Annotated in this window: 1 pseudogene; it reads left to right on the plus strand. The window is 69.8% G+C overall.

The annotated features are described in order from the left end of the window. Positions 1–258: pseudogene (locus tag ACT84W_RS06150) on the plus strand (YgiQ family radical SAM protein); the annotation flags it as partial.

The raw sequence follows: 258 nt of genomic DNA on the forward strand, positions 1-258 counted from the left end.
TTCGACTACACCCTGGCCGACAAATCCGACAAGTTCCTCGACGAGCTCGTGCGCCACCACGTGAGCGGCCAGCTGCGCCTCGCGCCCGAGCACGTGAGCGACACGGTGCTCGCCGCCATGGGCAAGCCGCCGCGCGCCGTCTACGAGGCGTTCTGCCGCCGCTTCGAGCGCGCGACGAAGGCCGCCGGGCTCGAGCAGTACGTGGTCCCCTACCTCATCAGCAGCCACCCCGGCTCCACGATGAAGGAGGCCGTCGAG

The organism is Paratractidigestivibacter sp., assembly GCF_052362415.1.
Classification (GTDB): Bacteria; Actinomycetota; Coriobacteriia; order Coriobacteriales; family Atopobiaceae; genus Paratractidigestivibacter.